Origin of the sequence: Salinimonas profundi (assembly GCF_014750655.1) — a bacterium.
GTDB classification, from domain to species: domain Bacteria; phylum Pseudomonadota; class Gammaproteobacteria; order Enterobacterales; family Alteromonadaceae; genus Alteromonas; species Alteromonas profundi_A.
Map to the genome: position 1 here is coordinate 1 of NZ_JABBXD010000018.1, position 23896 is coordinate 23896.

The following is a 23896-nucleotide window of genomic DNA, read 5'->3' on the forward strand; positions in this document are numbered from 1 at the left end:
ACGCACGTCACCAACAGAATATGACAGGCAGTATTTTAAGGACATAGAAAGTGTCTAGGAAAGTTAGGCCTTACCAGACATGAGTCCAACTTTGCAGTGCATTAATACGGTTAATAAAATAGAAAGCCTATAATTTACGAACTATTTTACGAGAAGTTAAAGCCTGATTTTTCTAAGAAACTGACCACTCTTATCTTTGAATGTCGAAGTCCTCTATTAGCTAAGAGGACACCACCGCCTACACGATGGTGTCAGAAATAGATTGAGCTAACCGACCTGAGATAGTATGAGACTCTTTTACTCAGTATTATACTTTAATACTGAGTATGAAACTTTGTTACCCTCCCACAGTTATCGCCCCTCAGTGGGAAGTTGACAGTCCGCTTTTTGTCTGAAGCAGTCTGCCACGGCGATTCTAAAAGTGTCAGCTTCTCGCTTTTGGCAGACTTTTATACTTCCAACCGTAATGCTCTGGCTTAGCGAGGTTGAAGCAATTGGTTGACCTGCAATGCCCCCTCACGATAAACCATTTCATAATGCTTAGCTTGAACGACTCTCTTGACAGTTTTGGGGCTGAACAGCCCGAAACATTGCCCCCCTTCCAATCTTACTGAAGGGTATCGTAACCCCTCAATACCGGATTGTCGCAATTCTCGCCCCAGCTGCTGTGACTGAGAATAATCGTCAGGCGCCAATAGACCCTTAGTTTCATCATTCGCTTCGATGCACTTATATTTTTCAGTGATAAAGTCGCAACAAAGTTCACGAAATACAAACCTATCGTAAGCCAGGTCTTCAACCTTGCCCCAATATGTTTGCTGGTGGTGTGCCACTTCAGCAAGGGCTGTTTCTGAATTATCGGCAATGTACATAACACCGAAGTCACCAGTAGAGAAACGCGAGCCATTCGGATTTACGTGTGTAAATGAGGCTACCGCATAGGGAAGGCCATCAATACCAAAAGGGATTTGGTTGCGGGGCAGAAGGTTCAGGTTTCCAATCTCATTTTGCAGGCGCGGGTTTGTCAGCCTCTGGATTTCATACACCGCGTCCAGTTCTTCTGCATCAGCCACATCATCAAATAGTGGGATAGGAGGGAACTTTGAATTAACCAATCGGTAGCCCGTTACCGGGTGAAACGCTAAATCACTTAGAGACGCTACCGTTACCATTGAGCGCCTCTAAGTCCGTCGACACGCTTGAAGACCTCATAGAGGGTGGCCATAGAGCCCTGCACCATTAAATCGAAAGGAGTGGCACCGTTGAAAAAGGGGTTGTGGTTTCGTTTCCTGACAAACCCATACACGTTTTCTGGATTATCAAAGACCGTGCGCAGGGCGGCATGCATATTAAGGATATAACTCACCCGGTCCAGCTGGTCGCGTGAAAGACTAACGGTACCCTTGCGCTTCGCCCGATTAATACTGGCTGTTGATACACCAAGAATTGTTGCCATTTGCTCTGTAGTGGCTTTCCACTTGGTCAAAATGTTCACCGCTACATGCAATGACTTCGAGGCAGCATTAGAACTTGCTAATTCAGTCACGGCTTGCATGTGTATCTCCAGATAGTAAATATAAAAAGTGGTATCTATAATCCATAATAATATCTGTAGATTCAAAATACAAATAATATTGTCTGTAGACTTAATCAGGTTAATGTCGAACTTTTCGGATTTATCAACGTTATTGTCGTGCTCCTATAAGGGCACATCATGTAGCCTTTACCTCACATAATTACCCAAATCCTACTTTCTAAAGGCATTACGCAGCCTATGAATCTGCCATGCTGCCAGGATAAACCTGCTTTTATGGTCCTCAAGGATTAATGATGAAAAACTATATTGCTGCCGCGTTTCTTTGCGGTATATCGGTACCAGCGCACGCTAATGGGGATGACAGTCAGCGGTTACAGTGTTTAGTAAACAATGAAATGCTCAGCGTAGGGGAGTCTCGCTGGATAGCCGACCCCACACTAAAGGAGATGGGAGCAGGGAGGGATTGGGCTGGCTTCAGAGTTGTCTGCAGACAAACCGTCAAAGTCATTCCATCGACCGGGAAAGCCGGCTCTGTCATTAAAAAAGGCGAACCAGTACTGATGATGACTGAGTTTAGCGAAGACTACTTTCAGCATGTGGTCAATCCTGAACAGAACGAGAAGTAGTGGGAGTGAAAATTTGAAGGGCTCTTCTGACTCTAATGATATGAAATCAGCGTTATTGAGTTTAATTTCTTTGATGGCCGCTGTTTATTGTCATGAGAATGATATAACCCTTTATGCCAGGGGAAATGACTTAGGTTATAGCCCGGACTTTTTTAAAGGTGAAAGCGAAGATTGGGCAAGGAAGTACTTAGTTAGAATCGCTTTTGAGGCGCTGACCGTTAAGGCTTCTGAGTATCTATGCAGATGGGTTAAAGAAGTTTTTGACTGCGCTGTAATAGTCGGATGGGCTGAGTACAGCCTGAAAAGAAAATATGCTCAACTGCATCGATAAGTTCATTTAAGCGTATCAGCCAGCGATCCCGATTTATCGAACATAAATGCTAGAGACTCGCATCGCATTGAAAGTACCCTGACACCTTTGTTTTTTAAGGGACTTTGAAATGTTAAAGAAATCCATCGTAGTTATCGCACTTTCGCTTAATCTTGCTGCCTGTGGTGGGGGGGATCCGATTGCCGGAAAGGTTGAAGGTAACGGCCAACAGGTTGCGCTAATCTCTGCTAATGGTGCCGTCTATAAAATAGATAACAGCAAGTTTGAGAACTGGAAGGCCACTATCAGCAAAGATGAGCAATTACCGGATTCAAAAGCGGGGCTGCTTGCATTGCGAGACAAATACGCAAGTGTTGAGTTGGTGCAACAGCAGTTTTCAGATAGTGACTTCTTAAGCAAGCCAGAGCTGGACTTTGAGAACTACGTCAAAGATATTGATGAAACCGGTGGCAAGTTTGTGGCCGAGATAAATGAGACTATCCAGAAAAGCCAGCAGTACCTGGATTCTGTTGCTACTCAAAAAGGCAGGAGTGACGAGGCGAAAGCAGAGCTTGATAAAAAGAAGCAAGCGCTAAGTAGCCAGCTTCAAGCATTGGACGAAGCTTTCAGCCAAAGCCGGGCCAAGGCAGCTACCTACTTTATTAAGTATGATAAAAAGGAGTTTCGAGTTTCTAACGAACTTGTCAAAGAAGCCAGTCGTGAAACTCGTTATGGTAACAAGTCTGATGATAAGCCAATTGAAGACTGTCGAGAGTTTGTGACCTCGTCAACCTGGCTTTTTCGTGATGAAGCCAAAACGAATGTATACGGCGAGCAATATGAACACGAGGGGCGCCATTACTGCCCATATTTTCAAATGCCCGGATATACACCAGATGAAAAGGCGAAGCTGAAAGCTAAGCTGCCGCAAGCCGCCATTGATGAGTTACGTAATGCATCCGGGGCATATATTCGCCAATTGAAATCCAGTCCTCAAATCAAAAAAGACCTGGCCCGTGTAGACCGTGATAACCCTCAGCTGGTGGAACAGGTTAATTCTTTCGGCTGGCGTGAAAGACAGCGCTACAATCGTGCAGAAAATAATATCCGCTATGCAGAAGATGAAAAGAAGCGCCTTCTCGCGATGCCGGCTAAATTAATTGAAGCTGATTCGCTGAAATTACTTAGTGAGGAGCTTGAAAAAGCCAAACCAATCTATGAGCTTGGCATGTTCTACGATGCAATGGAAAAAGCCAGTGATATCCAACCGGATGGTACCTTTACGGTAAAAACTGACGCCAATTACTTGCTCGTGATTGATTTGATGGATAAGCCTAACCCTCGCTCAACACAGGTAGCGGTAATGCGAGTTAGTGACGATGATGAACAAATCGTTACTGTAACAACAGATGACTTCATCCGCTATTCAAGCGTTCCGCAACTTTCATTTCAATAATTAAACATTCTACGAAGGGGCAGATTTTCTCTTTGCCCTATCATCCAGCCTAAGCCGAGCGCTTTATTAAAGAAGGCTGAGAAGATGCGAAGATTCATTAAAATGCTGTCATCACGGTTATTTTCAAAAAGGGACAGTGATTTTCCTATAAGTAAAATAATGCAAACCGACAAAGGTTTAGTTGTTACTGATAAACTCACAGAAAAGGAAGCTAACGCATTGAGTGAGTTTTTGAACAGGGATATCTAAACACATTGGCATATTGGGTACGATAGGGTTGACAGGTAAAGGCCATGTAGAGGCGTATATATTTAAGCATTTTGTTTTAGCGCAGAATAGATTGTTGGCAACAATCTTAGAGCGATTCAGTGTTCTATCGTGGTAATTCTTGAGGTGGCAAATCAAATGGTATCACAATCCCTTAAGTGCGGAAGATTAATGAAAATTGACTAACTACAGCAATACCATAACAAGTTATTAAAAGCGGCTCTGTGTGATCTTTCTAATCGATTCTGATACTAACGCAGTGCGAGGGCTGCTTGTTGCTATTGCAATGCCGTAGAGGACGCATCAGGTCACATTAAAGGCGTTTGAACCTAAAATAAGAATCGTATGGAGGATGCAAGTTGAAACAATGGGAATACGTATCATTAGTTTTGTCATGGTCGAAGGGTCAAAAAAGAGTGACTGTGACACAGTATGGTGAGACTAAGCATATATCGCTTGATACGGGGAAGAATCGCTTCGGTAATAGCCATGTGGATAAATTCAATAAAATTATTGGCAAACTAGGAAGTGCGGGATGGGAGATTGTCTCCATATGTCCAATACAAGGAGTATCATATCACTCGTTTTTACTGAGTAACGACGGTAATTTTATTGCAGATCAACAAGCTCAAGAATTTTGGCTCAAACGAGAGCTAACTGATGAAAAAGCACAGCCGATTGAAAAAACGCTCATGTACATTTTCAAAGACCATAAAGTAAGCTCACCAGCTAAAGATGATGAGCAGTTTGAATATTACAACAGTTAATGTCGTATCGAAGGTCTGAAGCCCTAAGCAGGCTGGCCGTGTCTCAGACTGAGACAATATACTCAATCTATCTGTGATAGCAGGTTAATTAAGGGCGCTATAAAAGCGCCCTTTCAGATCAAAGAGTAATTTTTGAATCTTCATTGGCATCAAAAAGATACTGTTTACCTTTATAAGATACGAATGAATATGGAAATTGATAAACATACTTTGCCCGTGTGGCTTCGTTAATGTGGCTGAAGTTCTCTGGGAAAACGAATGCCATCGTTGAGGTCGGTGCAATACCGTTGTGGTAATAGAGTGCGAGATTTGAATTTATCGCTTCATGGACAACGATGTACTTATTCCCCAGCTTACCAGCTACAGAGCTTTCATAAAAAATTGCACACACTTCGCTGTAGGGAGCATCTTTCAGTTCTTTCTCTAGACCAAGAACGTAATTTTTGAGTTTTGTATTCTTAAATGAAGCATTTTTCACCTCCTCTGGTGCCAGAAAATTAGCGCCATTTTGACAAACGTTGCCCTCAAGAACTGCTACGTAATTACGTTTCGAGTATTTAATCGCATTCGCGTAAACACCGTGAAACTTACCGTCCATTTGGCTGTTTTGTGTCGCAGAACGAAGCTCTGTGTCTAAAGTGTTCAACAAATAATTTGCCGTTGCCACTTCGTCATTCAGATCGATGTCATTAACACCGACAAAGCTTACTGCGAAAGGACCATAGTCAAGCATGTCTTTTTCTTTACTACTCAAAAATACATGGCTGATGCCGGTAAGGGCATCCATAGCAAGAAATCCTCTGGCAAAAGCAAGAGCACCCGTATTTGTGCCGGATGACTGAACACCATTTGTTGGATTGTATGAATCGCTCAGGCCATTTCCAGCTCCAGAGGGTTGAGCCATATGAGCAATGTTATAGGCGAATGAACGATTATCCTTCCAGTCGTAAGTATCCGTATCATAGACCTTAACTGTCTTGATTGTTGACACCAAGGTTGGCCCCTTATTTTCATTGCTGGTGGAGCTACACCCGCCAAGTAATAAAAATGTCACTGAAAGAGTCAATGCTGCAAATTGGTAAAACGACTTCATTGCTTTTGTCCTACTGCTAATTTGATATCGGTTATGTTAACGGTAATTTTCACTTTGGCTTTAATTACGATGTGCCGAAATTTTCACGACACAAATTGATGCTCTCTAATAGAAAACCTCCAAATTAGTGTCGTGCCGTTTTAGAGGTCTTAGGCATACTATGAATCATGGAAAAGACCAGTTACACTGAAAAAATCGCCTTCGTACTACGTCAGGCAGATACCTAGACACCGCTGAAGAAGTCTGTCGTAAGATAGGAATCTTCATTGCCACGTTCTAAATTTGGAAAAGGAATGAAGTATAAAAATCTAAGCCCAAAGGCTCGCGAGGCATTTGGTCATTCTCAGATTGATGCTGGTATGGCCATATTTAAAGCTTTTCTACTTCTTGTCACCGTGTTGCCTGTGTCGTTCATATTTAAGTCTTTAGCTGACAACAAGGATACTGAAGTAACGCTGGTATCATCCATTGAAAAGATGAGCCCGGGTGTTTATTTTATGCTGATAGGTTTCATATTTCTATCTCTCACATCAGGATGGCTCCTCAGAAGAAATGGCCTTTGGCATATTCATGAAGCAGGACAGTAAGAAGCTTTAAATAACAATTGAACTGAATAACCTAAGATACAGATTCTTTATCTAACCATCACTAATATACTTTTGGTGATTTCCACTTCAGTATCACTTCCAAAATGGGGAGCATTCATGTGTGGATTTATTCAAAGAGATGCCGGCTCCCCGGCAGTCATCAATATCCTTCGTAAAGTTGGGTTGGACAATATGATCCCAACTTTTGAAAAAGAAAATGCCGGTTTACTTAACTTTTATCCTGCGTTTGGCAAAAACCCTAATCGACAGATTAAGAATCTGATTGTTAACCCAAATAAAGCAGTCGATGCTACCTGGTGGTTCGATTGCAAGCCAGATGGCGATACATTGAGAGTAGGAGACAGAACGACTTTTAATGCTCGCAACCTAGATAGTCCTTTTTGGAAAGGCGCTGTACGGCATCATAGAGCGATCGTTGTGGGTACCGCTTTAGGTGAATCAAATAAGGTAGGCTCAACTAATGAGCATTACCTGATGAACGCCAAGGAAGCGATACTCTTTGGTGCGGTATATCGAGAGTTTGAAAATGGCTGCTATTCGACAGCTGTTATCACCCGGCCACCGCATGAACGATTCAGCAAATATCACCAAAAATCGATACCCTGCTTTTTGCCTCACGATAAAGATTTTGTATCCGCGTGGCTGGATGGCGATGCAAACGATGCCTTGGTTTTGTCCGAGCTAGATAATCCAAAAATTCATCAGGACCTCGCGGTCACTAAAGTCAAAACCTTTAAGGGTGGCGAACCTTTAAGTGATAAAGAGAGGCTATCGGCGGACAACTAAAACGTAATGCTTACAACTTTAACTGTCAGCCACTAACTGTGGTAGGGCTCAATCAGTTCTGACGGTCTGTTCTGTACGTGAAGCGGACTCTCACTCTAAATCCATTGAAATGGATTCTAGTTTAGGTCAATTACGCTTTTGATAAAGCTTGCTATAGCTTTAAGCACAACCTCAGTATGTGTTACATGAGGCATATGCCCACAATTTTCGATTATTTCCACTTGAGCACTTGCAGATGAATTTTGTACAATGTAGTTAGGAAATGCTGTCGAGCCATATTCGTCATTTTCACCATGTATTGCGAGTAAAGGGCAAAATACGTTTTTAACTTGGCATAGCTTCCAGTTGCGGAACTCATCACTAAGCCAAATTTCAGTCCAAGCATTGATTACCCATTGCGCCTTTTCTCCATGCCACTTGGCTATCTTTGATAACATTTCAGGTCGTTGTAAAGCTTGTTTAGCGTTTTGTATACCTTCCAATGTTCGCTCTTCAATAAAAGCTTGGGCAGAGATAGTCACTGCGCCTAAACAGTCTTTTTCATTGGCTGCAATGTTGACAGCCATACCACCGCCAACACTATGTCCTAATATAATAAACCGTCCTAGCTCAAGAGCCTTTTTCACTTGAGGGAAGTATACATCGGCTTCTTCTTCTATGAAGTTAATAGACGGCAAGGTGTGTCTGGTATAAGAATTCCCAAAACCAGCCCTATCATATGCAATGACTTGCATGAATAAAGTGTTAGCTAGTTTTTCAGGAAAGTCTCTCCACTGATTGCATGAGCCAAGTGAATCATGGAGTAAAACGATTGAGATTTTTGATTGAACAATCTCTGGAGTCCAAATTTTTACAAATATGTCGCCATCAGTAGTAGGGATGTATTGCTCTTTAATAATCATAAATATGCTTGTTGATAATTTTTACAGCAAATTCTACAAAGCAAATAGTTCAGGTACTATATCCAAATAGGAATTTGACACCCTCCGATTAGGCCATGATTAAAATGAAAAAAGTAGCGATAGTAGCTTACGAAGCTTGCTGGGCAATGAGTGTTTATTTGGCAAAAGACTTCTTTAGAATTGTTTCTTTATTAGAACAGCACCAGAACCATCCACTAAGTTATGATGTGAAAATACTTAGCAATGATGGCGGTCATGTCTGCTCGTCCAGTGGAGCGGTGATTGTATCAGAAGGGCATTTAGATGGTGCTAAGTACGATATTGTTATTATTCCTCCTATAGAAGGAATTCAACTAAGTAACATGCCGTCATCTTCGAAAGTTATTATTGATTGGTTGTCCCTTCAAATGAAGCATTCGCCAATTGTCATTAGTTTAAGTACGGCAGCCTATTTTTTGGTAGCAACAGGAAAATGTGATGACAAACAATGGGCGACTCACTGGGCTTTCACTAAACAACTTAAAAAGTTATTTTCTAGTGCTGAGTTCGTTACAGATAAGCCTTACATTAGAAATGACAATATTTACGCAACAAGCACCTTTGAAGCCGGAATAGATGTTCTTTTAGCTATTGTTGCGAAAGATAAAGGAGATAGATTTTCACAAAAATGCGCTACTCACTTGCTTGTGGCCGAGCCACACAAGCTTAGTCCGATTCTTCCTCAATATCTGGAGCATGATGATTTAAATGTATTGGCTGTTCAGGATTGGATTACACTCAATTCCTCTCAAAATATCAAGATTATTGACTTGGCAAATAAATTTAACTTTAGTGAGCGAAACCTGAAACGCAGATTTTTGTTGGCAGCAGGAATATCAATCAATAAATACACTCAAGAAATAAGGTTAGATAAAGCTAAGAAGCTCTTACTGACTACGGATAAGTCAGTAAAAGAAATATCCTTAGAGGTTGGCTATGAAAACGATAGCTTTTTTACTCGTTTATTCAAAAAGAACACTGGAACAACACCATCTAATTGGCGGCAGTCAACTTGAATTGAATGACTGTTTTTGGCACTAATCAGCAGTCTATATTCAACCATCGAACGTCCGCTCCTTGTCTGAAGTAGACTATCGAATTTGTGGTGGATCTAAGCTGGTAGACGCTCGCTGCAGGCTATCCAACTAGATTGATTAGCTCCAGGATACACGTAATATTCACTATATGTGACTTAACTGACAATCTAACTCGCTCAGATTCTAAAAGTTTACTATCACGCATGATAATCGGATTTATCATGCGTGATGGATTTTATATCTGCCTGTACTGGCCTATCTAGAGGTTAATGTTATGTTCCTAAAACGCTTTGGTGGTACTCTATTTTATATTGTTCTAACTTTACTTTTATCAGCATACGTTCTCGATATATCGAATTTAAGTAGGGAAGAACTAAGGGGTGTGCCACTTGGCCCGCCTATGTTAGCCTTGGGAGTTTCAATAGTTTGGACCTTTTTTTCCGTTATCGCAATGTTGTATTTACTATTGAGAGCTAATGTTCATTTCAAGGCGTTCAAAGCTAGTATTTTTGCAATTTGCATCCTTATGTTTTGGCTACTACCATGGCTATGGACTTATTAAATATACTATTTAGGGGATTTTTTGTTTTAATTTTTTAGTTTAAAATTTTAATAGTGACTCCCTATTACTTAAATAAAAGTCTCATTGTTTAATGCTAAGTTCAGTAATGCCCTTCTCGCATGTTTGCTATCCCGCTATTTATTAGTAGTCATGATGAGTATTTAAAACCCGGTAGAGTTAACTCGCTTTAGAAAAAAGTTTTGCTGCAGCGAGATATGGAAATTGTCTAGGAAAGTCTGGCCTTACCACAGGCAGGTTGCCGTATTGATTAATTATAGCACATAGAGAATCACGATTTGCGCGTAAGCCACAATGCCTTTAAATAGTTTCATTTGCAGGGGTCACTATGAGTGGTCTACAGAGACTTTTACAAAATTTATATTTATGCATGAGATTTGTCATTTTTATGTAGAGGTAGAATTTAAGGCATTAATTGGTATTGGATAAGTTGGAGCTTTAAAATGAGATTTATAGTATTTTTATGCTGTTTTTTTACTGTAAGCATTAACGCTATGAGCCTGAATATTAGCTTAAAAACTCTTGTTAATACCTCTGATTTTACCGGCGTTGTAGAAGTCATTGATGTAAAAAAAGATGATAAATGTGGTTATCTAATTACAGCAAATAGTTTGAAATCATTTAAAGGAGAGATTGTTAATTCACATTTTTGGGTGAGGAATAAGAATGATCTGATTAAAAATCATAAAAAATACTTTGCGATTCTAAAGAGAAGTCAAATGAGAGGTATTTGTAATCAGAACCTGCTTAGTTCTGGTAAGCGATATCAAACATTTTTTCCAATAAAGGATATGGGTGAGCTTTATATTCTAGCCAATAGGGGTAGTTTCATGGCTAGTAGTGATTCTATAAGCTATTATCCCGTTGGATACGTGAAAATCATCCAGGTTGTTGATCAGCGTATTTATGCATTCGGAAAATGGAAAGAAATTGAAGATGCCATCTTAAAATTTCAGTAGACAAATTTCATACAAGTATTCATAACGCAGAAGGCCTCTTTAAAATAACGAAGTCTCGATGAAATTGTAGATAGTTTTGAGAGCAGCTCCTTCTTACCTTTAATCAGCTAGGTATTTGTGAATTTTTTAACCACTTGATAAAGCGTAAAACTGTTTATTGCTTCATCGATTGGGTCCCCGGTTCTTTTTTTTGTTTGCTTAGCAGTCCGCCAGGCTGAAAAATACGTTTTTTCAATGGCTAATGCAACTCGCTGACGGTCATATTTCGTTAATCTGGACATAAGCCCATTAAGAAATAATTCATCGCTGTCGTATTCTGCACCCCCTATTACGTTTTTAGCAGTGTTTACTTCCGCCTGATACTCACGATAGTCAGGTGACAGCAAGAAGTCTAAAGCTTCTTCATAGCTGGCGGCGCCAACCTGATCCTTGAACCTGTCCAGCATTCTTAAATAATGTTCTTTTAGCTGAATATTCTTTAAGCCGGTTGTTTCGCGGTGTTTATGGGCCCGAAACCGATTTTGCAGGCGCTTGATAGCCGTATCATGTATGAATTGGCGTAAATAGGCATAAGCTTGCTTGGGCTCTTGGCCCCGGACCTTCTCAATATCAATTTCTACTGGCGAATCACCTTTCCATTCCGAATTTTCAACCGTTGAAATATACCGGTGAAAATTTTGGGTGATGTAGTTATGCCACAGCGTGTTATCACTCATATTTAGTTACCCGACACAAACGTTACATATAACGCTTTCAATGATACAGATAACTACCCTGCTCTGCCATAAAAATAATAGCGTTATATGTAACGCTATTGACGGTGTGTCTGCCCTGCTCTATTATTACAGATAATAACAGTTATCTGTAATAATAGACTATGAGCCAGGCACTGACATTAACTCACGACAATTTTGCGATTGATGATGAACACTACCAGCTGGTGGTGGATAATCTGACCGAGCTGCACGATTCGGTCTGGCACACCATGGCGTCTAATACCCGAAAAGCGTATCAATCCGATTTCAATCAGTACCTGCTTTTTTGCCGTGAACGCCAATTGCCGGCGCTGGCCAGTGACTGGAAAATAACGAAAGTGGCGTGTCAGGCATTTTTTGACTGGATGATGCAATCGCCGCTGAGCCACCATTCTATTAAGCGTAAGCTGGCGTCTATTCGTTTTTTTCTTGGGGTCAGTGAATTGCCGGATCCGTGGAAGCATTCCAAACTGTTCACTCGCTATATCAACGGTAGCCTAAAAGCCAAACCGTCGGCGCAGAAACAGGCCAAGCCACTACAGTTACACGAGGCCCGGCTGGCGAACCACGTTCTTGATGTCGATACGCTACTGGGGTTGCGGGATGCGGTGCTGATTAATTTGGCGCTGGATACGCTATTCCGAGCCTCTAACCTGCTGGCCATTGAGGTTCAGCATATCGATTGGCAGGCCAAAACCATCTTCGCCCCGCGTTCGAAAACCGATCAGGCTGGTGATGGTCATTATGGATACATGTCGGATGAAACGGCTATGCTGTTGAAAAAGTGGTTAGCGGATGCCGGTATAGAAGAAGGATTTATCTTTCGCAAATTGTCACCCAAACAGACGGTCCAGCCTGAGCCCATGAAGTACCAGGCGCTATTGCGTCGGTATGAGGCTGTGGGTATTGCGCTTAATACTGAAGGTAAATTTACCTGTCACAGTACCCGCACTGGGGGCGTTTTGACCTTACTATCTGCAGATGTTCCTATGGCAGAAATTGTACTATCCGGGAACTGGAAAAGTGAAGCCATGGCGATTCGTTATGCTAAGCAATACCGTGCCGGTACTGTAGGCATGGCAAAGGTTAGGTAACACCCGGTTTGCCGAATCGAAAACACGTTACACAGTCGGTATTATTATGAATGATGGCATGCTTCACAAGGCATACTTATGGATTTAGCTATATCTTCGCGCCTTAGAAAAGTGACCTGTTTTCACCGCTGACAGGCTCGACTGGCCAGCTCAAATACCGATAATTCAATTGCTCGGAGAGGACCCACCTTGTATACCTCAATTTGACTTTGCTCTAACCGTTCACGATATGCCTCATTAAATTGAGTATAGAAATTGTTAAATCCTTTTTCTTCAACTATTGCATGCACATCACGGACGTAGGCTAGATAATTGTCCATTCGCTGCATATTTGAATTTCTTGTCGGAAAGCCTCTGAACGCTTGTATTTTGCTATCCCAGATTGGGTAAACTTTGGGATTGATAAAATGAAGGAGTTTTGACGCTCCCACCACCGAACGTAAGCAATTCGCAATGTTCTGAATCGGAACACTGTCAAAGTCATTCAAGGAAGTCTTCGATGCTGCCTTGACAGCGTTTAAAGTAGAGGCCAGGTAAGTGTTATCTATCCTTAAGGTTCTGGGCATCCATCCATACACCATAAGCGTTAGTTGACTAAGGTGATCAATCTTCATGTTGTTAACTTGCGCTAACTAACTTAAGCAGATATGGATATGTTGATAAATAAGTGTGCTGACGAAGATCTGATACTACAGGGCTCTTTCTCAAATATTCCAAAGCTGGCTGAACATTTTTGAGCAGCATAAAAGACAATTCCTTTCCATTAAACTACAAAAGGTCGGTTAAGGGGGGGGAGAACTGAGACTTATAGCTCTAGTATATTCACTAAATCTGGAGCAACAACAATTTCTCCATGTCTAACGCCTTCAAGCAGATAAGGCCGCCAGGTACTTATATCAGAAAGAACTTCAATTTCCTCTTCTATACGCCCAGCCCTGCGCAAACCAAATAGGATCATGCAGGTTACAGGCCCCTGAGCTTGCACCGAGTCCCATATCAATCCATCAAGCTCGGGGTAATTATCATGCACGTATTTAGACAAACTACGAGTTTCTTTAATTACCTTTAGATTACTGCTTTCATACAAATCTTCGGCGGAATACTCCCAAAAAGGCTTCTCGCCCCCTTTTAAGTAAGGACGCCGAATATCAGCCAACTTTAAGTTCTTGTCTAGAACCACCCGAGCCAAAACTTTGTTTTCTACATCAGCAAGTTCGATGGCCCGTTTCGCTTTGTTACCTAATGGACGAAGAATAATCTCGTAGTAAGCACCAATTGCAGATTCAGCAAAATATAAAGCTGGCACCGCTTCAGGTTCTGCTTTGCTAGAACGAAATGGAGCAAAGCGTCCAGAAACTAAAGTATTATCTTCAAAGCGAGCTTTAACATCACTTTTTTCATCGAACGTGACATAGGTGTATGGGTTCGGCTCCAAAGCGTCATAAAACCGATTACCGTTTTGGTCGTATTCGGCGGTGAGTACACGATATAGCTGCTGTCCCTTTCGGATGGTATGAGTTGGAAAATTACTCACCTTTACTATCTTCCTTCACAGAAAAGCTAAGATGAGCGTGTTTGTTTTCATTCAGAAAAAGACCAGCTACGTCCAAGAGGTCATCATACAATTCAGAACGCTTCAGTGCATCTGCAGGAGTAGTGCCTAAATCATCATTATCTGACGTTAACCAGTCATACACTGCCCAATCATTAAGGCCGGAGAGAAGCTCACAGAGCCGATGTACAGGTGGCCATACTTTTAGCTTCTTATCATCAATCTGAAAAGCAGGTAATTGAAGTACTTTAGCTTCGCCAAAACTAAATCCTAGCAGTTTATTTTCTTTAACTAGCTTACCAATGTCTCTAGAAGGGTTGCTTGAAGCGAACATACCTAATAGTTGCGTTGCTTGCTTTGGAGTGACTAAAGGAAAGTCGGTAACCTTCTTTTCTATTGTATTGAGAGCTTGTACCAATTCATACTGTGCAGGTGAATAGTTCCTCGCTTTAACTGAGCGTTTAAACTCCATCAAACTATGTTCGGCGTGCTCCTCTGCCATACTGAGAAAGTGATCGAGCTCTCCACTTTGTGCAAAAAGCTCTGTTAATTCTAAAATACGACTCATCTGAGCCTCGGCAGCGTGGACTTCAACCTGAACAGTTTCACCACGAATTTTTAACGGGACTTCTTTCAGGTGCCTTTTACCGCGCACCGACGGACGAATTCGCCATCCACCGCGAGCATTAACTTTTTCTACTGTCTCATTTTTTAGAGGCTTGGGGCTAAGAGTTACAAAAGTTGCATCGCTTCTTTTCGAGGCATACACATGCTTTTTAGTAGCGCGTGAAGCCTTTGAAGAGGACATTGTATCTTTACTGGTCATTTTAACCCCCTGAGTCACGCTAGTGTCTCATGCAGATGATAAACACACTGAACTGAATGATAGTATCACTTTTAATATTAATACATTTGTACCATATTGCTTTTAAAGTGACTAATTAAATTAAGGTAAGTCCTATCTGATATGGTGTTTAGGTTTATTGATTTCTAATCAAAATAGGCGCTAATTCTGTGTAGTGTGACTTCAAATGCCGATATATCTAGGATAGGCCCTTCTTATCTAACCTCCTTAGCAGTAGCAACCCTCTCAAAGCTAACTTGCTTTAATCCTATGGTGCATCGGGCATAGCGTGCATATGGCTAATCGTGAATTCATACAATTTTTGTGAAATAGGATAAATTTCACATTTTTTTCAGTTCTTTTCTGTTCAAAAGGCAGACAGTTACCTTGGCTTGGCAGCTTAATTGAGATCTGCAGTCAACAAGCCGTTCGAGGGAAACACACTGGGCGGATATGAAATAAACAAAAAACTGCCCACAACTTTTACTGATAAAGGTAAAGATATGTCTAGATTAAACAAAATATCGCTCTTGCTTGGGGCGTTAGGTTTGGGATTCAGTTACTCAGGATATGCAGCGCCTCAACAGGTCGAAGACACTGAGTATTTTGAAGACACGAGTGATTTTGAAACAGTTACTGACCAAAGCAAAGATGGTTGGGGGTGGACCTCAGCGATGGCTGCATGCCAAATTGGTGATACCTCCTGTGATACAACCATAGGTGAGCCTTTGCCGGTTGCGCCTCGCTCTGTTTCAGAAATATTTGTGAAATACGAGCAAGGCAGTGGTCAGGTAAGCTTAAACTGGCCTAGTACAACTCAAGGTACCGGCTCTAATTTTCGCTACCAAGTCTATGAGCAGCCCCAGGGCGGCAGCCTCAGTCAGATCTATTATGGCACAGGCCGCTCAACTACCTTCAATGCGGGCAGCACAACGTCTCGTTTCGCAGTTAAAGCCTGTAGCAGCGAAGGATGTAGTGATTATGAATATTCGAGCTATTTAGTCATAAATCCCTCATTCGATCAGGACGGGCTTTATACCAAGCCAATGAATGATGTGAATATCCAGGTGAAATCTTCAACCGGATTATCGAAAACGTCTCAACCTGCTACTGCCACGGCCTTATTAGGCCATGGTTTTGAAGCTTTGAAAGGTGAGTATCTTAGCTCTGGATGCTGGGTCTCATCGGGTGAAGATGTCATTGATAGTGTTGAGTTCATCAACGAACAAAACTACTCCTTTACGCAGGTAGAAACATACGAAAGTCTGGCGCGTTCTCTTAATATAAAGCGTGAAGTAGGGCTTAATCTCGCCTTTAGTGGCTTCAGTGTTGGAGGCTCTTACAATCAAGAAGTGTTCAGTAAAACTGAAAAAGTAACTGAATCCTCTGTCATTGTGGCCGCTTTTACTGACAAACAAAATAAGTACAAAGCAAAACAGGCTTCGGTCCTGCAGATGCAAAGCGACAAAGAAAGCTTTCTTGAAAATGGCTATAAGAAATCATTCCGTCGCGCGTGTGGTGATAAATACGTTGATACAGTGACTACCGGTCGCAGTATGTATTTTACCATCCGGGTGAAAAAAGAGTCGGAGTCCAACTCTGAGATAAAATCAAAAACATTTGAATTGAAAGCCTCACTGGAAAGTTATGGTGCGGACGGCAATTATGATTCCACTGAGCGTAGTGAGATAGAGCAGCAATTCAAAGGGTATAGCTTTGAAATTCTCGGTACCCAAGCCGGCGCTGATGAAGCTGCAAACCTTCTGGTGTTGAACAACGTCGAAGATTTCATGACGGCACTGGAAAACTTTGCTAATAGTTCTGATGAGTCTATGAAAAACATCGAAACAACGGAAGTGAATTATCCATTACCCAGCTCCATGCTCGGGCAGGATCATTTCGATGTATTCGCTAATTACACCACCTACCAGCGAAATTTATCGTACTGGAGCACCCTGGATGCGCAGCTTCAGGATCGGTGCTGGATGTATGATGAATCAGAAGTGGGTCAGGATGTTGTTCTTAAGTTCCAACAGGCCTTTGGTAGCGCTGTTGTTGATAACGGTGAAACAGAGCAAAACATGTGTGAAGCCGTCAAAAATATGGTCTCCCAGAATATTGACTACTGTTTGAATCAGGGTAACTGGGCTCAGTGTTATCAACCGCTTGACTCTAGCTGTATCGACACGGTGAATGGCACGCAATGTATGGACAGACCGGAACGGATTTCTTTCAAGGCGTCTGTCAGAGTAGAAAAGCGTCTGGATATTCAAAAGAGCGCCTGCGCCATTGGACCCTGCTATGAATCAAAGCGCATTGACGCTTGTTTTACAAACGCCGCAGCAGTCCCTGATTACAGCCGAAACGATGTCATCTCAACGAGTTACCAGACTACCCCGATTGATGGTTTGGTGGTTGAAGTAGATAAAGCCTGGAACGTCGATAGAGTAACAAATAATATTTATCAACAATCGGGTAATTATTGCTTCTCTTCAGATGCAAGGGTCTATGGCCAAGGCGGATTCACAACCGGTGGCCGTTACGAGTCGAATAATGTTATGTGGGGCATCTACCCGACTAATTATATTTATTCTCTTTAAGCCCAACCTGTGAAAGAGGTGCCACTATGGCACCTCTACTAATACGTTCAAAGTCCAAAGCATAATTATGAAATCTGATAATAGAAAGCCACTGATTATTTCAAACCCTTTATCCATTGACGCTCAGGTACATTCGTTTGAAAGCGCTGCGACCGGTTTGCCGGCGCTCAACTTTGCTATTCCTCACATTAATATAGCCAGGCTCACCTCACGCTACATATCGGGAGGCAGTGCCTTAAAGCAAGGAAGGGAGGTAAGCCGAAAACGGCTCAGTATCGCGCAGGCAGGCATACAGAACGGTGATACCTATGCCCATACTATTGCCACACAGATAGAGCGCTTTGAGCTTGCGCTGAAGCTTTGTGCTCAAAAAGAAATGTCGGTAGAGCTACTTTGCGATATGCATACGCTAATCACTCCGGAGGAAAATAGCCGGGGGCGGATCAGAGAGCATCAGAACTGGGTTGGGGCAGATAAAATTGAGAATGCAACGGTAGTCCCTCCCCCTCCCGCTGAGCTAAATAAATTGATTAGTGAATGGGAGGCTTTTGTAAAACATGAAGACATAACAAAGCCTGCTAACGCACTGCTGGCCTTTAGTTATTTTATCGCCAGCCACCCATTTGCAGACGGTAACGGTCGGTTATCACGCTTACTTTTAACAAGCTTTTTGTCATCAAAACGCGAGTTTTCTTCCTTTTTAAGTCCCACACTTTATAGATTAAATCATTTTGAACAGTCTCGTGAAGAGCTATTCGCAACCCCCAGAGCCCTTATCGGAGGAAGCTGGAACGATGTTATTTCTTATTGGGAAAGAGCTTTTGCTTGGCAAAATGGTATTAGCCAAGTGATAAGCGAAAGGATAAACAGTGTCTGGCTTGCATTATCAAGCCAACTCGCCCTGTATTGCCAACCCGTGAATGCAATAGCGTTGCTCAAACTACTTTTTGATTATCCCCTGGTGACTCTTGAGATGATATGTAAGCACCTCAAGCTGAGAGTAAGCGATGCAAATGAGCTACTGACATCGTTTTGTGATTTAGGCATTTTAAAGTGTTTGAAGCTTAAGCAGCCGGCACAGATGATTGTATTTAGTTGTGAAAAAGTCTTTGAGTTATGGGCGAAAATTGATGATTTACTCTTTGACCCGGCAAGCTTTACTGCTGAGAGAGCGATTGCAGAAGTCGGTGGCCACCAAGCAGTTTGAGGCCACTACTTCAACCTTTGTCTTTTCTGGCTCTGCAAGTCATATGTGGCTGCTTCATTTTCTGCTCCCATATATTTCCACTTCTCCACGTCACAAGGCAAGACTTCGTAGTCAAACCAACTCTGAACCAGCCAGAATTGCTTTCCGTCGAAATAACCCTCAGAAGAAATGGCGGGCGCGCGTATTCTAAGCCATAATTTTCGTCCTACCTCGGGCATTTTCTCTTTTGGTGAATGCATGTATATCTCCTTATTCAATGTATTCTAAATAAAATGGTTCCCCGCACTACTGGTCTTAATGGCTGAATGAGAGCTGACTGGCTAGCAGTTAATCGGTTGCTAATCGCTACCTAACTCAAACTGGAAGACAGGGAGCAGGAAGTAGGCATAGACTTACCTATAATTATATAAGAAATTTGTAAAATGACATGTGCATGGAGCTCGTATGTTCAAGAACACGAAAATCGCCCTTATTCCTCTCATTGCAAGTATCTCCTTTATGCTTTTCTTTTGGGTAACAACTATACGAAAGGAAGATGAAATATTTGGACTATCTGTGGATTTGGCTGGTGGGTTAATTATGGGGGCTGGATTAGGCGTGGTGCTTAGCCTAATGTACTCCCTTAGCGCGAAACAGCGTAGGCGTTAGCTTTATACGCAAGAAAATAGTCAGGCTTGAGAGAGGTTAGTTAGTTAGTAAAATACTTAATCCAATGGTTCGAAAAACGCGATTTGCGGAAGTTGGTTCGCACAGCCGAGGCAGTCCGCTTTAGACAAAGAGCGGCCATTTAACTTTGTGATTTTGAGCTTCTGGTTCGTGCCATTAGCGGACACTCAATCTTGACACCAAGTGATCAAAAACCAATCGAATACGTTGTGGTACTGGACCACGTTGAGGGCGATAAATATATAAATCCCAAGGCACCGGCTCGACCTCTTCTAACACTCTCACAAGTTTCTCTTGGCGTAATAAGTCTTGGGCCAAAAAGTCAGGAATTTGAGCAAACCCCAGTCCATTTTGTATAGCCATTAATTCAGCTTCGGCGTCGGCACTTCGAAAACGTGTTATGGATGGCATCCACTGTCTGTCCATGGAAAAAATCCATGGCCAAAGCTTTCCCGTATTGCGATCTACTAACCCTGTAACCGGCAAGTGGTTTAGATCTTCAATAGACGCAGGCCTTCCCACTCTATTTATTAAGTCAGGCGAAGCCACGACATACATATTAATTTTGGCGAGCTGGCGGGCAATAAATCGACTATCCCTCATGAAGCCGATACGAATCCCAATATCTATTTTTTCGTCAACCACATCCACGCGCTCGTCACTGAGTGTCAGGTCTATATCAAGTTGAGGATGTACTGTTGAGAGTTCCATTAATGCTGGCATCAAGCATTTATGACCAAAACCAACAGGCGCCGCGATACGAACCCGCCCTTGTAATTCATTACCCGAGTCACGGGCGCTTGTTTGAAACAATTCATCTACAGCGTGCAGGCGTTCTTTTGCTATCAAAGCAAATTTTTCTCCAACTAGGGTCACTTGTATGTGTCGAGTATTTCGATGAAATAAAAGCTCCCCTTGCAATCGCTCTAACTCTTTCACTGCTCGTGTCACTGCCTGAGGAGAAATTCCCAGACGGTTAGCCGCTTCTTTAAAGCTGCGAGACTCAGCAGCAGTACAAAATATCCGGAGCATTTCCAATCTGTTAAGCATCACAGTCACATTCAGGTTTGAAATGAATACATAAATATTATTCCAAAATATGGAATTATGAAATTAAAACATTTCCATTTATTGGTTTTTGAAGGTAAGAGATACTTTGCTTGTTATTTAGACAACGTCATTCAACTTATTTGAGGATATTAACTATGAGCAGTGTTTTAGCAAATAACATCAGCGGTAAGGTCGTTGTTATCACTGGTGGTAGCAGCGGTTTAGGCGAGACCACGGCAAGACATTTAGCCAGCCTTGGCGCATCTGTTGTTTTAGGTGCCCGACGTATGGAGAAGCTTGAAGCTATTGCTGCTGACATTCACTCAGCAGGCGGAAAAGTTGCGGTTCAAGCGACAGATGTGACTTGCCAGGACGAAGTTAAGGCCCTTTTAAATCTTGCAAAAGAGCGCTTCGGTAAAGTTGATGTGGTTATCAATAATGCAGGGTTAATGGCGATTGCACCGTTAGCTGAGACTCGAGTTGACGAATGGGATCGCATGATTGACATCAACGTTAAAGGTCTGCTGTATGGAGTAGCCGCAGCGCTTCCGATTTTTCAGGCTCAGGGAACAGGCCACTTTATCAATATTTCATCCGTAGCGGGTGTCAAAGTATTCAGTCCCGGCGGCACGGTTTATAGCGGAACCAAATTCGCTGTTCGCGCTATTGCCGAAGGCTTACGCCATGAAGTTGGGGGTAAAATTCGTTCAACAATCATTTCACCAGGTGCAGTCGAATCTGAATTAAAACATGGAAGTTCAGATACTCAGGGTGCAGCCTTTGTAAAAGATTTTTATCAGCAAAATGAAATTCCATCTGAATCTGTTGCTCGTGCTATCGCATACGCAATTGAGCAGCCTGCGGATGTGGATATCAACGAGATTGTTCTGCGCCCAACTGTTCAAGAGTTTTAATTAGTTTAATAAAAGACCTATTAACCAGCGGGTGATTTAACCACCCGCTGAATATTTAGTTTGTGAGGTTATTGATGACAGCGTTAAACAGACAAATGCGTGCTTTGGTATTAGATAGCTATGAAGAGGGTACAGTATTCCGGGAAGCCCTGATTAACTTACCCTCTCCATCAGCAGGTCAGGTGCAAGTAAAAATATTTGCAAGTGGAGTCAACCCTATTGATTACAAGATCCGCCAAGGTATCGCTCCTTATGCCATGCCGGAATTACCCGCAGTACTTGGCACCGATTTAGCTGGAGAAATTGTTGCTATCGGCGACGGCGTCACCGACTTTGCAGTAGGCGATGCAGTTTATGGTCTGACTGGCGGAGTGCGAGGATTGCAAGGATCATTGGCTGAATATGCCAACGTAGATGCTGAGTTACTTGCTCTCAAACCGAAAAATTTGTCCATGCGTGAAGCTGCGGCTTTACCTCTGGTTGCACTTACCGCTTGGGAAGGTTTGGTTGACAAGGCGAATGTTAAAGCGGGCCAGAAAGTCCTTATCCAAGGTGGAGCTGGCGGAGTTGGGCATGTAGCTGTGCAAATTGCTAAGGCCTTAGGTGCCGACGTTTATGCCACTGCATCGACTGGAAAACAAGAACTGCTCAAGGCGGTTGGTGCCACGCCGATTGATTATCACACTGTAAACCCTGCTGACTACGTGGACGCATACACCCAAGGCAAAGGATTCGATATCGTTTACGACACTGTCGGTGGCTCTGTACTCGATGCCTCATTAGGTATCATTGCACATTATGGACATATTTTAAGCTGTGCTGCATTCGACTCACATGACCTGGTACCGTCGTCATTACGCTCTGCAACATTGTCAGCGATTTTTGTGTTACACCCACAGCTCAGCGGAGAGGGGCGCAAACATCATGGTGACATTTTGCGGCAAATTACGGCTCTCGTTGAAGCTGGACAAATTAAGCCACTACTAGATCCGTTACGCTTTTCCCTAGACACGGCAATGGATGCACATAATGCCGTAGAGTTGGGATCAATGGGTAAAGTAGTTATTGATGTAATTGCTTAAAAAGTCATTGTTGAGGATGCATATGAGCCCAAGAAAACTAATTCGAACTGTTCGTTTCATGAATTAGGTGGCCCCGAGGTATTAACTATTGACTCGCTCGCGAGTCCAAGTTTGCAGGCCACTGATGTACGTATTGCGGTCAAAGTTGTTGGGCTCAATCGTGCTGATGCCATGTTTAGGCGAGGCAGCTATATAGAAAAGGCTGACTTCCCTTCACGAATCGGCTATGAAGCATCCGGGATAGTCATTGAAGTCGGGGAAGAGGTAAATCATTTACGCCTTGGGGACGAGGTTTGTATTGTCCCTCAGATGGGGCTTTCTCAGAACGGCTGCTATGCAGAAGAGATTGTCGTACCAAGTGAATATGTGGCACTCAAACCAGCAGGGCTAACCTTTGCTGAAGGCGCAGCAGCTTGGATGCAGTACCTGACAGCTTATGGCGCTTTGGTCGAAATTGCTAACGTGCAAAAAGGCGATGCAGTACTGATAACCGCCGCATCGAGCAGTGTTGGATTGGCTGCGATTCAAATTGTGAATGCTCTGGGGGGTATCCCTATCGCTACAACTCTAACAGGAGCTAAAAAGGCTGCTGTGCTCAAGGCTGGCGCGGCCCATGTGATTGCAACCCAAGAAGAACCGCTAATGGATAGCTTGAGAAGTATCTTGGGAGCAAACAATTTAAAAATCGCATTTGATGCTGTCGGTGGGCCGCAGATAGCTGAAATTGCTGAAGCAATGAGCCCTGAAGGAACAATAATAGTACACGGAGCATTAAGTCCCGAAGCAACTCCTTTTCCCTTAAAAATAGCACTTCGTAAAGGTCTGACAGTTAGGGGGTATGTGTTTACTGAAGTTATAAAAGACATCGAGCGTTTTCGCAGAGCAAAGCAATTTATCCTCTCGGGTTTATCCGAGGGAACACTCAAGCCTGTCATTGATCGAAGTTTTAAATTTGAAGAGATAGTAGCAGCGCATCACTATCTGGAGTCAAATCAGCAGATTGGTAAAATAGTGGTCGAACTTGATTAACCGTTCGTAGCTTCCACTTGTCTCTCAACTCAGTCAGTGGCTGATTTTGGTCGGGAATTTGCGTGTTCAGTGGCGAGTAGCATGGCGGAATTTATTGGAAGGCTAGATAACCCAAGCAATGAGATTCGGACGATCA

Annotated in this window: 23 protein-coding genes and 1 pseudogene; 14 read left to right on the plus strand and 10 right to left on the minus strand. The window is 42.6% G+C overall.

What is annotated here, in order from left to right:
* Window positions 1-476 precede the first annotated feature (476 nt).
* Together HHX48_RS18060 and HHX48_RS18065 are read right to left on the minus strand one after the other, a co-directional pair.
* The gene (locus HHX48_RS18060) at window positions 477-1172 is read right to left on the minus strand and encodes an RES family NAD+ phosphorylase (protein ID WP_139758126.1); all 696 of its coding nucleotides are present in this window, start codon (window positions 1170-1172) and stop codon (window positions 477-479) included.
* Window positions 1166-1555, minus strand: coding sequence for an antitoxin Xre-like helix-turn-helix domain-containing protein (locus HHX48_RS18065; protein WP_139758127.1), 390 nt, complete (start codon window positions 1553-1555; stop codon window positions 1166-1168). Before HHX48_RS18065 ends, HHX48_RS18060 begins: the two co-directional genes overlap by 7 nt.
* A 275-nt stretch (window positions 1556-1830) precedes the next feature.
* Between HHX48_RS18065 and HHX48_RS18070 the strand changes: the two genes are divergently transcribed.
* The 4 genes from HHX48_RS18070 (at window position 1831) to HHX48_RS18085 (ending at window position 4963) form a co-directional block, all read left to right on the plus strand.
* On the plus strand, window positions 1831-2163 hold the full coding sequence (locus HHX48_RS18070) for a hypothetical protein (protein ID WP_139758270.1): 333 nt from the start codon (window positions 1831-1833) through the stop codon (window positions 2161-2163).
* Window positions 2164-2176: 13 nt separating this feature from the next.
* Window positions 2177-2494, plus strand: coding sequence for a hypothetical protein (locus HHX48_RS18075; protein WP_223858547.1), 318 nt, complete (start codon window positions 2177-2179; stop codon window positions 2492-2494).
* A 109-nt stretch (window positions 2495-2603) separates the two neighbouring features.
* Complete coding sequence (locus HHX48_RS18080) at window positions 2604-3929, plus strand: hypothetical protein (RefSeq protein ID WP_139758129.1); 1326 nt, start codon at window positions 2604-2606, stop codon at window positions 3927-3929.
* A 626-nt stretch (window positions 3930-4555) separates the two neighbouring features.
* Window positions 4556-4963, plus strand: coding sequence for a hypothetical protein (locus HHX48_RS18085; protein WP_139758130.1), 408 nt, complete (start codon window positions 4556-4558; stop codon window positions 4961-4963).
* A 118-nt stretch (window positions 4964-5081) separates the two neighbouring features.
* Here the strand turns inward: HHX48_RS18085 and HHX48_RS18090 are convergent, their stop codons facing one another.
* Entirely contained in the window at window positions 5082-6056 is a 975-nt protein-coding gene (locus tag HHX48_RS18090; RefSeq protein ID WP_139758131.1) for a hypothetical protein, read from the minus strand.
* Window positions 6057-6349: 293 nt separating this feature from the next.
* On the opposite strand from HHX48_RS18090, the gene HHX48_RS18095 reads away from it, so the two are divergent.
* The gene (locus tag HHX48_RS18095; protein WP_191026698.1) at window positions 6350-6643 is read left to right on the plus strand and encodes a hypothetical protein; all 294 of its coding nucleotides are present in this window, start codon (window positions 6350-6352) and stop codon (window positions 6641-6643) included.
* A gap of 117 nt (window positions 6644-6760) precedes the next feature.
* On the plus strand, window positions 6761-7450 hold the full coding sequence (locus HHX48_RS18100) for an SOS response-associated peptidase family protein (protein WP_191026699.1): 690 nt from the start codon (window positions 6761-6763) through the stop codon (window positions 7448-7450).
* A 116-nt stretch (window positions 7451-7566) separates the two neighbouring features.
* Here HHX48_RS18100 and HHX48_RS18105 read toward each other — a convergent pair whose 3' ends face one another.
* Window positions 7567-8352, minus strand: a complete 786-nt coding sequence (locus HHX48_RS18105) for an alpha/beta fold hydrolase (protein ID WP_139758133.1) — start codon at window positions 8350-8352, stop codon at window positions 7567-7569.
* 104 nt (window positions 8353-8456) lie between these two features.
* Here HHX48_RS18105 and HHX48_RS18110 point away from each other — a divergent pair, with 104 nt between their 5' ends.
* Together HHX48_RS18110 and HHX48_RS18115 are read left to right on the plus strand one after the other, a co-directional pair.
* The gene (locus HHX48_RS18110; protein WP_139758134.1) at window positions 8457-9407 is read left to right on the plus strand and encodes a GlxA family transcriptional regulator; all 951 of its coding nucleotides are present in this window, start codon (window positions 8457-8459) and stop codon (window positions 9405-9407) included.
* 1095 nt (window positions 9408-10502) lie between these two features.
* Window positions 10503-10967: a hypothetical protein gene (locus tag HHX48_RS18115; protein WP_139758135.1), complete on the plus strand. Its 465-nt coding sequence runs from the start codon at window positions 10503-10505 to the stop codon at window positions 10965-10967.
* A 107-nt stretch (window positions 10968-11074) separates the two neighbouring features.
* Here the strand turns inward: HHX48_RS18115 and HHX48_RS18120 are convergent, their stop codons facing one another.
* Window positions 11075-11683, minus strand: coding sequence for a hypothetical protein (locus HHX48_RS18120; protein ID WP_139758136.1), 609 nt, complete (start codon window positions 11681-11683; stop codon window positions 11075-11077).
* Window positions 11684-11844: 161 nt separating this feature from the next.
* Here HHX48_RS18120 and HHX48_RS18125 point away from each other — a divergent pair, with 161 nt between their 5' ends.
* A complete protein-coding gene (locus HHX48_RS18125; protein WP_139758137.1) occupies window positions 11845-12816 on the plus strand; it encodes a tyrosine-type recombinase/integrase in 972 nt (323 codons plus the stop codon).
* Window positions 12817-12938: 122 nt separating this feature from the next.
* Here the strand turns inward: HHX48_RS18125 and HHX48_RS18130 are convergent, their stop codons facing one another.
* The 3 genes from HHX48_RS18130 to HHX48_RS18140 form a co-directional block, all read right to left on the minus strand.
* Window positions 12939-13430 carry a hypothetical protein gene (locus HHX48_RS18130; protein ID WP_191026700.1) on the minus strand — a complete coding sequence of 164 codons (492 nt, stop codon included), beginning with the start codon at window positions 13428-13430 and terminating at the stop codon, window positions 12939-12941.
* Window positions 13431-13621: 191 nt separating this feature from the next.
* Window positions 13622-14350, minus strand: coding sequence for an RES domain-containing protein (locus tag HHX48_RS18135; RefSeq protein WP_168190728.1), 729 nt, complete (start codon window positions 14348-14350; stop codon window positions 13622-13624).
* Window positions 14343-15194, minus strand: coding sequence for a hypothetical protein (locus HHX48_RS18140; RefSeq protein ID WP_191026701.1), 852 nt, complete (start codon window positions 15192-15194; stop codon window positions 14343-14345). Before HHX48_RS18140 ends, HHX48_RS18135 begins: the two co-directional genes overlap by 8 nt.
* Window positions 15195-15715: 521 nt before the next feature.
* On the opposite strand from HHX48_RS18140, the gene HHX48_RS18145 reads away from it, so the two are divergent.
* Together HHX48_RS18145 and HHX48_RS18150 are read left to right on the plus strand one after the other, a co-directional pair.
* Window positions 15716-17812, plus strand: a complete 2097-nt coding sequence (locus HHX48_RS18145) for a hypothetical protein (RefSeq protein ID WP_191026702.1) — start codon at window positions 15716-15718, stop codon at window positions 17810-17812.
* Between the two features lie 157 nt (window positions 17813-17969).
* Entirely contained in the window at window positions 17970-19019 is a 1050-nt protein-coding gene (locus tag HHX48_RS18150; protein WP_191026703.1) for a Fic family protein, read from the plus strand.
* A 5-nt stretch (window positions 19020-19024) separates the two neighbouring features.
* On the opposite strand, the gene HHX48_RS18155 is transcribed toward HHX48_RS18150, so the two are convergent.
* Both HHX48_RS18155 and HHX48_RS18160 read right to left on the minus strand, forming a co-directional pair.
* On the minus strand, window positions 19025-19258 hold the full coding sequence (locus HHX48_RS18155) for a hypothetical protein (RefSeq protein ID WP_139758143.1): 234 nt from the start codon (window positions 19256-19258) through the stop codon (window positions 19025-19027).
* A gap of 583 nt (window positions 19259-19841) precedes the next feature.
* Window positions 19842-20735, minus strand: coding sequence for a LysR family transcriptional regulator (locus tag HHX48_RS18160; RefSeq protein ID WP_191026704.1), 894 nt, complete (start codon window positions 20733-20735; stop codon window positions 19842-19844).
* Between the two features lie 155 nt (window positions 20736-20890).
* Between HHX48_RS18160 and HHX48_RS18165 the strand changes: the two genes are divergently transcribed.
* The 3 genes and pseudogenes from HHX48_RS18165 to HHX48_RS18175 all read left to right on the plus strand — a co-directional run bounded on the left by HHX48_RS18165 (window position 20891) and on the right by HHX48_RS18175 (window position 23760).
* Window positions 20891-21649: an SDR family oxidoreductase gene (locus HHX48_RS18165; RefSeq protein WP_139758271.1), complete on the plus strand. Its 759-nt coding sequence runs from the start codon at window positions 20891-20893 to the stop codon at window positions 21647-21649.
* 74 nt (window positions 21650-21723) lie between these two features.
* Window positions 21724-22731, plus strand: a complete 1008-nt coding sequence (locus HHX48_RS18170; RefSeq protein ID WP_191026705.1) for a zinc-dependent alcohol dehydrogenase family protein — start codon at window positions 21724-21726, stop codon at window positions 22729-22731.
* 22 nt (window positions 22732-22753) lie between these two features.
* Window positions 22754-23760 (plus strand): annotated as a pseudogene (locus tag HHX48_RS18175) (zinc-dependent alcohol dehydrogenase family protein).
* Window positions 23761-23896: the final 136 nt, after the last annotated feature.